A 13,496-nucleotide genomic window follows, 5' to 3' on the forward strand; every position below is an offset into this window, starting at 1 on the left:
GGCGGCCCGGTCGCGGTGCCGTGGCGTCACCGCCCGTACGCCCTGTGCGATCGTCCCTCGTCACACGACACGCTCTAGGGGTCGAAACGCGGTCCAACCCCAGATGTAGTGGTTGGATTGGGCGTGCCACCCAGAAGTTGTGGTCCCTGGTCTTTGAGGGGCATGGCCATCGCCTATGCTGGGGGCTGCTTCGAAGGGCCTGACAGGCCCGCCGAGGTGATTCAGTCGTGCCATGTAAGGAGGGTTGGGATCCATGCACTGCCCCTTCTGCAGGCACCCCGACAGCCGGGTCGTCGACAGCCGCACCACCGACGACGGAACGTCGATCCGACGCCGCCGTCAGTGCCCCGACTGCTCTCGCCGGTTCACGACGGTGGAAACCGCCTCGCTGATGGTGATCAAGCGCAGCGGCGTGACCGAACCCTTCAGCCGCATCAAGGTCATTTCCGGGGTGCGTAAGGCGTGTCAGGGGCGGCCGGTCACCGAGGACGCTCTCGCTCAGCTCGGCCAGCGGGTCGAGGAAGCGGTGCGCGCCACCGGCAGCGCTGAGCTGACCACCCACGATGTGGGTCTGGCCATACTCGGCCCTTTGCAGGAGCTCGACCTCGTCGCCTACCTGCGCTTCGCGTCCGTGTACCGGGCGTTCGACTCGCTTGAGGACTTCGAGGCGGCCATCGCGGAGCTCCGCGAGCCACGGCCGCCCACGCAGGGGGGCGGGGCCGTCGAGGTCCCCGTTCCCGTCACCGCCGCCGACTGAGCGCCGCCGAGCCGAGCGGCTCGGGCCCGCGCGACCGGTCAACCGGTTCGCAGTAGGGCGGCAACAAGATCCGTCACGGGCGCTGAGGGGCGTCTGCGGCATCACACGAAACCTGTGCCCTGGGAAGATCTGGGCACTTCAGGGCGTTTTTGCCCGTATATGGGAGGCGGCATGACAGAGACGACGAGCGGCCCGGCACGAGGGTCCCGCACCAAGGGACCCAAGGCCACCAAGGGCTTGCGTATCGAGCGCATCCACACCACCCCCGGCGTGCACCCGTACGACGAGGTGGTCTGGGAGCGCCGTGACGTCGTCATGACCAATTGGCGCGACGGCTCGATCAACTTCGAGCAGCGTGGCGTCGAGTTTCCCGACTTCTGGTCGGTGAACGCGGTCAACATCGTCACCAGCAAGTACTTCCGCGGGGCTGTCGGCACCCCCCAGCGTGAAACCGGTCTCAAGCAGCTGATCGACCGGATCGTGAAGACGTACCGGAAGGCCGGTGAGGAGTACAAGTACTTCGCCTCGCCCGCCGACGCCGAGATCTTCGAGCATGAGCTGGCCTATGCGCTCCTGCACCAGATCTTCAGCTTCAACTCGCCGGTGTGGTTCAACGTCGGCACGCCCCAGCCGCAGCAGGTCTCCGCCTGCTTCATCCTGTCCGTCGACGACTCCATGGAGTCGATCCTCGACTGGTACAAGGAAGAGGGCATGATCTTCAAGGGCGGCTCGGGCGCGGGACTGAACCTCTCCCGGATCCGCTCCTCCAAGGAACTGCTCTCCTCCGGCGGCAACGCCTCCGGTCCGGTCTCCTTTATGCGTGGAGCCGACGCCTCCGCCGGAACCATCAAGTCCGGCGGCGCCACCCGCCGGGCCGCCAAGATGGTCATCCTCGACGTCGACCACCCCGACATCGAGAGCTTCATCGAGACCAAGGTGAAGGAGGAGGAGAAGATCCGCGCCCTGCGGGACGCGGGCTTCGACATGGATCTGGGCGGCGACGACATCACGTCCGTCCAGTACCAGAACGCCAACAACTCGGTCCGGGTCAACGACGAGTTCATGAAGGCCGTCGAGTCCGGCTCGACGTTCGGCCTGCGGTCCCGGATGACCGGCGAGGTCATCGAGGAGGTCGACGCCAAGTCGCTCTTCCGCAAGATGGCCGAGGCCGCGGGGGCCTGCGCCGACCCCGGGATCCAGTACGACGACACCATCAACCACTGGCACACCTGCCCCGAGTCCGGCCGGATCAACGGCTCGAACCCGTGCAGCGAGTACATGCACCTGGACAACACGTCCTGCAACCTCGCCTCGCTGAACCTGATGAAGTTCCTGAAGGACGACGGCGAGGGCAACCAGTCCTTCGAGGTCGAGCGCTTCGCCAAGGTCGTCGAGCTGGTCATCACCGCGATGGACATCTCGATCTGCTTCGCCGACTTCCCCACCCAGAAGATCGGTGAGAACACCCGCGCCTTCCGCCAGCTGGGCATCGGCTACGCCAACCTGGGCGCCCTGCTGATGGCCACGGGCCACGCGTACGACAGCGACGGCGGCCGTGCCCTCGCCGGTGCCATCAGCTCCCTGATGACCGGTACGTCCTACAAGCGCTCCGCCGAGCTGGCCGCGGTCGTCGGCCCGTACGACGGTTACGCCCGCAACGCCGCTCCCCACAACGGCGTCATGCGGCAGCACGCCGACGCCAACGCCAAGGCCGTCCGCGTCGACGACCTGGACACCCGGATCTGGGCCGCCGCCACGGAGGCCTGGCAGGACGTGGTGCACCTCGGCGAGAAGAACGGCTTCCGCAACGCGCAGGCGTCCGTCATCGCCCCCACCGGCACCATCGGTCTCGCGATGTCCTGTGACACCACCGGCCTGGAGCCCGACCTCGCCCTGGTCAAGTTCAAGAAGCTGGTCGGCGGCGGCTCGATGCAGATCGTCAACGGCACGGTTCCGCAGGCGCTGCGCCGCCTCGGCTACCAGCCCGAGCAGATCGAGGCGATCGTCGCCCACATCGCCGACCACGGCAATGTGATCGACGCCCCCGGTCTGAAGACCGAGCACTACGAGGTCTTCGACTGCGCCATGGGTGAGCGCTCCATCTCCGCGATGGGCCATGTCCGCATGATGGCGGCCATCCAGCCGTGGATCTCCGGCGCGCTCTCCAAGACGGTCAACATGCCGGAGTCGGCGACCGTCGAAGAGGTCGAGGAGATCTACTTCGAGGCGTGGAAGATGGGCGTCAAGGCGCTCGCGATCTACCGCGACAACTGCAAGGTGGGCCAGCCCCTCTCCGCGAAGACGAAGGAGAAGGAGAAGGCCGAGATCACCGAGAAGACCGAGGGCGCCATCCGGGCCGCGGTCGAGAAGGTCGTCGAGTACCGGCCGGTCCGCAAGCGTCTGCCCAAGGGCCGTCCCGGCATCACCACCTCCTTCACCGTCGGCGGCGCCGAGGGTTATATGACCGCCAACTCCTACCCCGACGACGGTCTCGGCGAGGTCTTCCTGAAGATGTCCAAGCAGGGTTCCACCCTCGCGGGCATGATGGACGCGTTCTCGATCGCCGTCTCGGTCGGTCTGCAGTACGGCGTTCCGCTGGAGACCTACGTCTCGAAGTTCACGAATATGCGCTTCGAGCCGGCCGGTATGACGGACGACCCCGATGTACGGATGGCGCAGTCGATCGTCGACTACATCTTCCGTCGTCTGGCGCTCGACTTCTTGCCCTTCGAGACCCGCTCGGCGCTCGGCATCCACTCGGCCGAGGAGCGTCAGCGGCACCTGGACACCGGTTCCTATGAGCCGGCCGACGACGAGCTGGACGTCGAGGGTCTCGCCCAGTCCGCTCCGCGCCAGCAGGAGCTGACCACGGTCGCCACCGCGCAGGCGGCCGACCCGGAGCCGAAGCAGGCGCACACCTCCGCGGAACTGGTGGAGATGCAGCTCGGCATCAGCGCCGACGCTCCGCTCTGCTTCTCGTGCGGCACCAAGATGCAGCGGGCCGGGTCCTGCTACATCTGCGAAGGCTGCGGGTCCACCAGCGGTTGCAGCTGATCCCGGGCACCTTCCCGGGTGCCCTCTCAGGCACCTTCCCGGGCATCTTCCGGGGCTGAACCACAGCGCGTGAGCGCGCTGGGAGCCAAGGGGCGCCGGCCATCTGGTCGGCGCCCTTCTCCCGTTCCGGCGAACCATGGCGGTCTTCCGTGCCGCCGCCTTCCGTGCCGCCGCGATGTCCGCCGGGCCCTGTCCGCCGGATCAGTCACCTCTCATCGGTGAGACCCATCAGCGAGACAAAGGGCTGCGGATCGGTCTCGAAGCCGCGGATGGTCTCCCGGTACTCCCAGACCCCTCTTTCGTTGCGGACGAACTCCGCGACGACGGCGGCTGTGGCCCCGGCGACCGGGGAGAAGTCGCTCCTCCACAGCTCGGTGTGGCCTTCGACGACGGTGACCAGCGTCTTCGCCACCTCGCCGAACACCCGGCGGCCGTCGCGCTGCTGGATGGCGACGCCCACCACGACCCGCCCGTACACCGCCGCGAGCCGATCCAGCTCCAGGGTCATGATCTCGTCGGAGCCGAAGCCCTGGCCGGTCCTGCTGTCCCGGGTCAGCGTGATCGTGCCGTCGGGGGACCGGCTGTCGAAGTGGACGACATACGCCGGATCGCCACCGGGCGAGGCCGCCGGATAGGTCGCCGCGACTATGTCGAGATCATGGGGCACCGCGCCCATAGGGCTCGGATCCCATCGGAGGTTCACCGCGACCTTGCTGACGCCCTTGTTAAGGCTGCTCACCATCTATCCCTTCCCCGTAACCGCCTGTAGTTCTCCGTCGATTGACCGTATCGGCTCGACGCGGGTCACGGCGAGCGATTGGCAGCTGTACGCCGCTCCCGGCGCCGGAGGTTCCGCTACCGATCCGTTTACCGCTTCGTTCGGGCACGGCTGAAGCGGACGGAGCGCGCTCGCCGGGAGCGCGGTCCCGGACGGTGAAGCGGGCCGTACGATGGCGCGGTGCTGGTCAAGTGGATTCGCTGCACCGTGGTGGACCGTCGTGGGTTCGAGCGGGGACAGCGGAAGTGGGCGGGGCTGCTGGGTGAGCCGGGATTCCGGGGGCAGGGTGGAGGGTGGAGCAGGGGACGCCCCGAGATCGCCCATGTCTTCGCCTTCTGGGAGAGCCGCGCGTTCTACGACTCGTTCATGGCGCGCTCCCACGACCGGCTGGCGGCCGGACAGTCGGGAACCTACCGCGATCCGCGCGTCAAGCTGTTCGACCACCGCTTCGATGTGAAAACGGGCTTCGAGCCGAGGTTCACCGGTGTCGATGTGGTGCGGGTGGCGCACTGCAAGGTCCGGGAGGACCGGGTGGAGCACTACGCGCTGATGCAGGAGAAGGTGTGGAACCCGGCGATGGCCGGATCTCCCGGGATGGTGCGCGGACTCTTCGGCGAGGCCTCGGAGAACGAGTTTCTGGTGATGTCGATGTGGCGGTCCGAGGCGGAGCACGGCAAATACCGCCGGGAGCGGGTGGAACGGCTGCTGCTGCGCGCCCAGACGGAGGCGGATGTCGCGGCGCTCTCCGGAGACGTGGTCCAGCTGGAACCATCGTGGACCGTGTGAGGGCCGTGCGCTGTGTGGGGGTCGACTCGCTCGCCCCGGGCCGCCGGGCCGTATGCCGTACGTCACCGTCCGGATACGCCGGATGGACTCGGCCCGACTGCCCGGGCGGGCGGGCGCGGATCTAGGGTCGGAGCATGGCACGACCGCGACGTATCGTCCTCGTCCGACACGGCGAGTCGGAGGGGAACGCCGATGACACGGTGTACGAACGCGAGCCCGACCATGCGCTGCGGCTGACCGCCGCCGGGCTGGCACAGGCCGAGGAGGCCGGGGCGCGGCTGCGTGAGCTTTTCGGACACGAGAGCGTCAGCGTCTATGTCTCGCCCTACCGGCGCACCCATGAGACCTTCCGGGCGTTGGGGCTCGACCCCGGGCAGGTACGGGTGAGGGAGGAGCCGCGGCTGCGCGAGCAGGACTGGGGGAACTGGCAGGACCGCGACGACGTACGGCTTCAGAAGGCATACCGGGACGCCTATGGGCATTTCTTCTATCGGTTCGCCCAGGGGGAGTCGGGCGCGGATGTGTACGACCGGGTCGGCGCGTTCCTGGAGAGTCTGCACCGCAGTTTCGAGTCGTCCGATCACCCGGTCAATGTGCTGCTGGTGACCCATGGGCTGACCATGCGGCTGTTCTGTATGCGCTGGTTCCACTGGACTGTCGCGGAATTCGAGTCGCTCTCCAATCCGGGCAACGGTGAGACGCGGGTGCTGGAGCTCGGCGCGGACGGGCGGTACGTCCTCGACCGGCCCTTCGAGCGATGGCGGACCCCCGAACCGTACGGCGTCACCGGATAGAGTGGCAGGAAGATGATCGCTGACTCCTCAGACGGCCGGCGCGGTGCACGCGCCCTGGACAGCCTGCGCGGACTGTCCGTGGGAGACGCCCTGGGCTCCCAGTTCTTCGTACCGTCGAATCACCCTCTTCTGAAGCGGCGTGAGCTGCCGCCGGGCGCATGGCAGTGGACCGATGACACCGAGATGGCCTGCTCGGTGCTGGCCGTGCTCCTGGACCACGGCCGGGTGGACCAGGACGCGCTCGCCCGCTCCTTCGCCGACCACCACGACTTCGATCGCGGCTACGGTCCCGCGGTCAACCGTATGCTCCGGCTGATCCGTGAGGGCGGTGACTGGCGTGAACTCGCCGCCGCTCTGTTCAACGGCCAGGGTTCGTGGGGTAATGGATCCGCCATGCGCATCGCCCCCCTCGGCGCGTGGTACGCCGATGACCCGGAGCAGGCCACCCACCAGGCCGAGATCTCCTCGTACACCACACATCAGCATCGTGAGGCCGTCGTCGGTGCGATGGCGGTGGCCGCAGCCGCGGCGATCGCGGCCCGTCCCGCCGGGCCGCCGAGCCCCACAGAGCTTCTCGACGGCGTGATCGCACTGGTGCCGCGCAGCGCGGTGGCGGCCGGTCTGCGCCGTGCCCGGGACATGCTCGACTACGACGACGCGCAGACGGTGGCCGCCGTCCTCGGCAGCGGACGGCGCACCAGCGCGCATGACACGGTGCCGTTCGCACTGTGGTCGGCGGCCCGCTCGCTCGGTGACTTCGAGCGTGCCTTCTGGACGACCGCGCAGGTGGGCGGCGACGTGGACACCACCTGCGCGATCGTCTGCGGGGTGGTCGCCGCGGGGGGCGCCGGACAGCCGCCGGCCCTCTGGACCGAGCGCACCGAGGACCTGCCGGGATGGATCCCGGGGTCCGGAGACTGAGGCATCGCGGCCGGGGAAGCCGTTCCAGGGGCATCGGACCGGGGCCGCTTCCGATACCCCGGTAGGCCGCGTGTTCGCTGCTTTCCGCATGCGATGTTCAGTTTCTGCATGCGATGTCCAGCTCGTTCTGCATGCGATGTCCGGCTCGCGCGTCCAGCTCATGAACGAGCCGGGCCGCAAGGCACCGTCGGGGTCGGCTAGGACCGGGTGCCCATCAGGCTCCCCTTCTGGCGACGGGGCGACGGCGGACGGGAGGGGTGGGGCTTCCGGTGCGGGCGTTCCTTGCGCAGGCGTTCGCTGCGCGGGCGGGCTGCCCGCCTACCCCTCCGGGGTGTGCGAAAGCGAATGGGCGAGCGATTGCCGCAGAGGTGATCGATCAAGGAACGGGCTGGCGGCAGGGGGCCGGACAGCGTCGTGCGGACTCTCCTCAGGGTCTTGCCGACGCCCGGCGCCGGACCCTGGAGGCGGACGGTCGCGGCTGCCCGGACGGTGGGGCATGAGGGGGCGCGGGGGCATGCCGCGAGAAGGGACGGGAATCCGGTTGCCGTCTGTGGGGTACGGCGGCGTACGCTTGCTGACGCCATGCCGTACGAACCACCCACCCACACAGTCGAGCGCTCGATCCGGGCCACCACCGGCGCCAAGATCATCGCCGGAGTCGACGAGGTCGGACGCGGGGCGTGGGCCGGTCCCGTCACGGTGTGCGCCGCGATCACCGGACTGCGCAGACCACCCGTCGGTCTCACCGACTCCAAACTGCTCAGTCCCAAGCGCCGAGAGGAGCTGGCCGTAGAGCTGGAGAAGTGGGTCACGGCACACGCTCTCGGGCACGCCTCGCCCGAGGAGATCGATCAGCTCGGGATGACCGCGGCTCTGCGCCTCGCCGCCGTCCGCGCGCTGGAGGCCCTCCCGGTGCGCCCGGAGGCCGTCATCCTCGACGGCAAGCACGACTACCTCGGCGCCCCCTGGCGGGTCCGTACGGTCATCAAGGGGGACCGGGCCTGTGTCGCGGTCGCCGCCGCCTCGGTGATCGCCAAGGTGCGCCGGGACGCGATGATGGCCGAACTTCCGGGGGAGTACGCCGACTTCGCCTTCGCCGCCAACGCCGGCTACCCCTCGCCCGTGCACAAGGCCGTCCTGGCGGAACGGGGCCCCACGCCCTACCACCGGCTCTCCTGGGCCTATCTCGACGCGCTGCCCCGGTGGCGGCACCTCAAGAAGGTTCGGATCCCCGCCGATGCGGCAGAACTGGAGAGTGGGGGCCAGCTCGGCTTCGATTTCTGAACCGGCCCTGCTGACAGGGCAGTCGCACTCAGGTGCCCACCCGCCTATGCCGTTCGAACCGGCATTTGATAGACATCCACCCATGCCTCTCATTCCCGAGGAGCCTCAGATTCACGAGAGTGCCCAGGGTCCCCGCGTCACTCCGGCCACCGGCCGTACCGCGCCGACCCCTCGTCCCGTACCCGGTCCGCGTTCCGCGGCCGCACCGCGTCCCGGCAGCCCGGGGCCCGTCGCCGCCCGGCCCGCGCCCCCGGCGCAGCGTACGAACCTCTCTGCGGGGCAGCCGTCGGCCGCCCCGGAGAAGAATCGTTCCCAGCCGCAGATTCAGGTGATTCCCGCCCCTGCCGGAGGCGCGCTCGACGCCGCCGACGAGGCGGTGGATCTGCTGCTCGACACCGGCCGTGCGCCCGGCGATGTCCTGGTTCTCACCATCGGTGAGCAGCATCCGTGGGCGGCGCATGAGCTGTCCTTCGGCGAAGCCGCCTACTGGGCGCTGCACGACGCCGGTGACGACGTCTTCTACGCGGACGCCGCAGCGGCGGACCGGGCTTCGTCCCGGCCCGTGGTCGTCGTCGCCCTCGACGGCGGCACCGATGACGACGCCGCCCGTGCTCTGCCCCTGGCGCGTGCGAAGGCGGCGGCGCTGTTGATCGTGTGCGGCGATCCCAAGCGGATCAACACCGCGCTCGGCGTCAGCGTCTGAGCCGTACGGCTGCGCACCGGTCCGGGCCCCGGTCCGGGCCCCGGGCCGGCAGTGCTCCGGCCGCCCGTACGGCGGGCGGTCGGAGACATGGCACAGCGGGCACCGCGTCCTGCGCGCGAATCCGGGTGACAGCTCGATGGAGCACCTGCGGCGGGGCCGTCCCTCTTCGACGGGGCGCCGCCGCGGAGGGATCCGGCACCGGAGGAGACGCCGGCGGCCCCTGTGGAGGAAGCGTCGACCGGGAGCCCCGCCGGGGGGATCTGCCAGGCCAGTGAGTCCGGGGGACGTCAGCGGGCCGCTGTGCGGCGCAGGGCCTCCGGGGCGCCGCTGGCCGTACGGAGCTCCAGCGGTTCGGCCCCGGCGGTCGCCTCGGCGAGATCGCCGGGGGACGACAGCAGATTGGGCTGCCGGCCGCCTCGTCCCTCGCCCAGTACCTGCCAGCCGCCGCGGGTGAGCGTGATGTACGCGCCGCAGCGCAGCCCGTGGAGCGTGCACGCGTCCCGCAGCCCCCACATCCAGGCGCCGTCTTCCTCGGTCCACCGTTCGTCGCCCTCGCGGCAGTAGAGCAGCACGGCCGTACGCACCGGAGTGCGGCGACGGAGATCGTGCGGGATCACCCGGCGCAGATGTGCGAGCAGCGCGTTGCGGAACTCCCAGCCGTCGGCGGGAGCGGAGCGCCGGGCGAACGAGGCGCTGGCCGCGAGGCGTTCCTCGGGGTCGAGCACCGCGACGACCGCCGTCGTCGGGGTGGGCCGGTGACGGGAGTGCAGCCCGCTGACGACCTCTCGGGGGTTGCGCAGCAGGGGGATTCCCGCTGCGGCCCACTCGGCAGGCTCCAGCATCCTGGCGAGGCGGCTGGCGGCGTTCGCCGCGTTGTTGATCGAGGTGGCTGCGGACGACGCGAATCCGAAGGTCACAGTCCTCCCTTCGCATACGCGCCCACAGTGCGGGCAGGGTCGGGTGAGGGCGCGCCGCGACACAGCCCTTGCGGACCGCGAACGGGCCGTGCGGGGAGCGTTCCAATTCTTGCTGCCCTGTCGGCATGCGGCAACGAGCAATTTGACGTCACCGGCGGGAATCGGTGGGTATGACTCGGATATCCCTTCCCTCAGAGCCCTCGGCACGCCCTCCCGTCACAGCCCGGCCATCACCCCTGAACCGCGAGAACCAGCGGGAACACCCCCTGAGCGCCGGCTCTGCGCAGCAGCCGCGCCGCGACCGCCAGCGTCCATCCGCTGTCCGAAAGATCATCGACCAGCAGGACCGGTCCGCCCGCCGTCGCCAGAGCCTCGGCCAACGGGGCCGGAACCGTCAGCGTCTCGTGCAGAGCGCGTACCCGCTGGGCGCTGTTGGTCCGCGAGATCCGGGCCTCCAGGGCGTCGGGCGGGTACTCCACCGAGCCCAGCAGCGGCATCCTGCCGACCTCGGCGATCCGGGCTCCCAGCGATCCGACCAGCAGCGGCCGGCTCCGTGAGGCGACGGTGACGACACCGACCGGGCGGGCGGGAGCCTCCGGCGCTCCGGAGGCCCAGCCGCCGGGCCCCCTGGCCCAGTCGGCGAGCACGGACACCACCGCGTCCGTCACATCGTCCGGCACGGGGCCGTCTGTGGCCTGCGCCGCCAGCATCGGCCGCAGCCGGTTGCCCCAGCCGATGTCGGACAGCCGGCCGAGCGCCCGGCCCGTGAACGCCTGCTCACCCTCCGGGATACGGCCCTTGAGGCTGATGCCCACCGCCGCGAGACCGGTCGGCCACATCTTGCGCGGCTCCACCTCCACACCCGGCCGGCTCAGCTCCCCACGCGCCGCGTCCAGGGCGGAGTCGGAGACCTTCTCGCTGAACCTGCCGCCCGCGCAGTTGTCACACCGGCCGCAGGGGGCGGCCTCCCCGTCGTCCAGCTGCCGTCGCAGGAACTCCATCCGGCAGCCGGTGGTCCGGGCGTACTCCCGCATCGCCCGCTGCTCCGCCTCCCGCTGCCGGGCGACCCACGCATACCGCTCCGCGTCGTACGACCAGGCTTGACCCGTGGCCGTCCAGCCGCCCTTCACCCGGCGCACCGCGCCGTCCACATCGAGCACCTTGAGCATGGTCTCCAGACGGGTGCGCCGCAGCTCCACCAGCGGTTCGAGCGCGGGCAGCGAGAGCGGACGCTCCGCATGCGCCAGCACATCGAGAGTCCGCCGCACCATCTCCTCGGGAGGGAAGGCCACCGAGGCGAAGTACTGCCAGATCGCTTCGTCCTCCCGGCCCGGCAGCAGCAGCACCTCCGCGTGCTCCACACCACGCCCGGCCCGGCCCACCTGCTGGTAGTAGGCGATGGGGGAGGAGGGAGAGCCGAGGTGGACGACGAAGCCGAGGTCGGGCTTGTCGAATCCCATGCCCAGCGCGGAGGTGGCGACCAATGCCTTGACGCGGTTGCCGAGGAGATCCTCCTCCGCCTGCTGACGGTCCGCGTTCTCCGTGCGGCCGGTGTAGGACGCGACCGCGTGACCGCACTGCCGCAGATACGCCGTCACCTCCTCGGCCGCCGCGACCGTGAGGGTGTAGACGATGCCGGAGCCGGGCAGCTCGCCGAGATGGTCGGCGAGCCAGGCCAGCCGGGTGGCCGCGTCGGGCAGCTGGAGCACTCCGAGGCTCAGGCTCTCCCGGTCGAGCGGACCGCGCAGCACCAGCGCGTCGGTGCCCGCGCCCGTGCCCAGCTGTTCGGCGACGTCCGCTGTCACCCGGGCATTGGCCGTCGCGGTGGTCGCCAGCACCGGGACGTCGGGGGGCAGCTCGGCCAGCATGGTGCGCAGCCGGCGGTAGTCGGGGCGGAAGTCATGGCCCCAGTCGGAGATGCAGTGCGCCTCGTCCACCACCAGCAGGCCGGTGGCAGCCGCCAGCTCGGGCAGCACCTGATCGCGGAAGTCCGGGTTGTTCAGCCGCTCGGGGCTGACCAGCAGCACGTCCACTTCGCCCGCGGCCACCTCGGCGCGGATCGTGTCCCACTCCTCCATGTTGGAGGAATTGATGGTCCGGGCATGGATCCCGGCCCGGGCCGCCGCCTCCACCTGATTGCGCATGAGCGCGAGCAGTGGAGAGACGATCACAGTGGGGCCACCGCCGCCGCGGCGCAGCAGCGCGGTCGCGACGAAGTACACGGCGGATTTACCCCAGCCGGTCCGCTGCACGACCAGCGCTCGGCGCTTGTCGGCCACCAGGGCCTCGATCGCCCGCCACTGGTCTTCGCGCAGCCGCGCTCTGCCGCTGCTGTCCGACACCAGACGGGCCAGGACGGCGTCAGCCGCTGCTCTGAGGTCCGAAGGGGCCGCTGGATCCGTGAGATCTGCGTTGGTCATGCCCCCATGCAACCCGATGGCGCCGACAAAGCGCGAACGGACCGGTGCACCTGTGGATAACTCTCGGAGAGGGAGTTATCCACAGGGGTCGCGGAGTCGGAGAGATCGCGAGACCGTCAATGCCATGAACAAGCACCACGAACCCACCGGACACACCGAAGACCACCAGGTCACCCTGCGCGGCCCTGCCGAACTGGCTGACGCCCTGCCGTACATGCTGGGCTACCACCCCACGGATTCCGTGGTGATGGTCGCGCTGCACGGCAGCCGAGGCAGGTTCGGCGGACGGGTCAGGCTCGGTATCCCCCACTCGCCCAATGAGTGGCCGCCCGTCGCCCGGCAACTCGCTCAGTGCCTGATCGAGGGCGGCGGGCGGCGGAGCAAGCGGCCCGACGGCATCGTTCTCTTCCTCTGCCAGGACCCCGCGGACGGCGAGAGCCCTCGCCGCGTGATGGAGCGGCTGCGCCCTTTCGCGCAACGACTGCGCGCCGAGTGCGGCGCGCTCGATGTGCCCGTGTACGAGGCGCTGTGCATCTCCGGCGGCCGTTTCTGGTCCTACTGCTGTCCCGACGAACGGTGCTGTCCGGCGGAGGGGAACGCGCTGGCCGTTTCCGGCACCTCGGTGATGGCCGCGGCTGCCGCGTACGCCGGAGTCCAGGTGCGGGGGTCGCTGCGGGACATGGAAGCCCGTTTCGAGCCGCTGACGTCACCGGCGGCGGGGGATCAGAGAAAGGCGTTGGACCGGGTAGCCGCGGCCGTGGTGCCCAGGATCCTGGACCGGGAGGGACGGCGGCGGGTCGCGGAGGAGACCATCGCGTTGGCCCATGCCCTGATGGCGCGGTTCGCCGGAGCGCCGAGCGGACCGGACCGGTTAGCGGCGGACCGGGCTGACGACCTGCTCATCACCCATGACGAGGCCGCCGCCGTGATTCTCGGACTGCAGGACCGGCAGACCAGGGACCGGGGCGCGGAATGGATGGAAGGCCCCGAGGCGGAGACCGCGCTGCGGCTCTGGCGGGCGCTGTCGCGCCGCTGCGTCGGTCCCTACGCGGAGCATGCCGCGGCCCCGCTCACCCTGGCGG

Annotated in this window: 11 protein-coding genes; 8 read left to right on the forward strand and 3 right to left on the reverse strand. The window is 70.1% G+C overall.

Going from position 1 to position 13,496, the window contains the following annotated elements:
• The first annotated feature begins 253 nt into the window (after positions 1-253).
• The gene (nrdR, locus tag FF041_RS20015) at positions 254-757 is read left to right on the forward strand and encodes a transcriptional regulator NrdR (RefSeq protein WP_153483422.1); all 504 of its coding nucleotides are present in this window, start codon (positions 254-256) and stop codon (positions 755-757) included.
• Between the two features lie 171 nt (positions 758-928).
• Complete coding sequence (locus FF041_RS20020) at positions 929-3,811, forward strand: vitamin B12-dependent ribonucleotide reductase (protein WP_153524070.1); 2,883 nt, start codon at positions 929-931, stop codon at positions 3,809-3,811.
• A 205-nt stretch (positions 3,812-4,016) separates the two neighbouring features.
• On the opposite strand, the gene FF041_RS20025 is transcribed toward FF041_RS20020, so the two are convergent.
• Complete coding sequence (locus tag FF041_RS20025; RefSeq protein WP_323392235.1) at positions 4,017-4,550, reverse strand: TerD family protein; 534 nt, start codon at positions 4,548-4,550, stop codon at positions 4,017-4,019.
• Between the two features lie 219 nt (positions 4,551-4,769).
• Here FF041_RS20025 and FF041_RS20030 point away from each other — a divergent pair, with 219 nt between their 5' ends.
• The 5 genes from FF041_RS20030 to FF041_RS20050 all read left to right on the forward strand — a co-directional run bounded on the left by FF041_RS20030 (position 4,770) and on the right by FF041_RS20050 (position 9,077).
• Positions 4,770-5,375, forward strand: a complete 606-nt coding sequence (locus FF041_RS20030; protein ID WP_323371633.1) for a YdbC family protein — start codon at positions 4,770-4,772, stop codon at positions 5,373-5,375.
• A gap of 134 nt (positions 5,376-5,509) precedes the next feature.
• Positions 5,510-6,169 (forward strand): histidine phosphatase family protein, encoded by a 660-nt coding sequence (locus FF041_RS20035; RefSeq protein WP_153483425.1) that lies wholly within the window; start codon positions 5,510-5,512, stop codon positions 6,167-6,169.
• Between the two features lie 12 nt (positions 6,170-6,181).
• Entirely contained in the window at positions 6,182-7,090 is a 909-nt protein-coding gene (locus tag FF041_RS20040; RefSeq protein WP_153524072.1) for an ADP-ribosylglycohydrolase family protein, read from the forward strand.
• 582 nt (positions 7,091-7,672) lie between these two features.
• Positions 7,673-8,374, forward strand: a complete 702-nt coding sequence (locus tag FF041_RS20045; RefSeq protein ID WP_153483427.1) for a ribonuclease HII — start codon at positions 7,673-7,675, stop codon at positions 8,372-8,374.
• 82 nt (positions 8,375-8,456) lie between these two features.
• Positions 8,457-9,077, forward strand: a complete 621-nt coding sequence (locus FF041_RS20050; protein ID WP_153483428.1) for a hypothetical protein — start codon at positions 8,457-8,459, stop codon at positions 9,075-9,077.
• Positions 9,078-9,364: 287 nt separating this feature from the next.
• Here the strand turns inward: FF041_RS20050 and FF041_RS20055 are convergent, their stop codons facing one another.
• Together FF041_RS20055 and FF041_RS20060 are read right to left on the reverse strand one after the other, a co-directional pair.
• On the reverse strand, positions 9,365-9,994 hold the full coding sequence (locus FF041_RS20055) for a hypothetical protein (RefSeq protein WP_323371635.1): 630 nt from the start codon (positions 9,992-9,994) through the stop codon (positions 9,365-9,367).
• 230 nt (positions 9,995-10,224) lie between these two features.
• On the reverse strand, positions 10,225-12,414 hold the full coding sequence (locus tag FF041_RS20060; protein WP_153524073.1) for a RecQ family ATP-dependent DNA helicase: 2,190 nt from the start codon (positions 12,412-12,414) through the stop codon (positions 10,225-10,227).
• Positions 12,415-12,538: 124 nt separating this feature from the next.
• On the opposite strand from FF041_RS20060, the gene FF041_RS20065 reads away from it, so the two are divergent.
• Positions 12,539-13,496 (forward strand): DUF4192 domain-containing protein (locus tag FF041_RS20065; protein ID WP_153524074.1); only part of this gene is annotated, 958 nt, incomplete at its 3' end.

The sequence above is a fragment of the Streptomyces jumonjinensis genome (genome assembly GCF_009600885.1).
In the GTDB taxonomy this organism is placed as follows: domain Bacteria; phylum Actinomycetota; class Actinomycetes; order Streptomycetales; family Streptomycetaceae; genus Streptomyces; species Streptomyces jumonjinensis.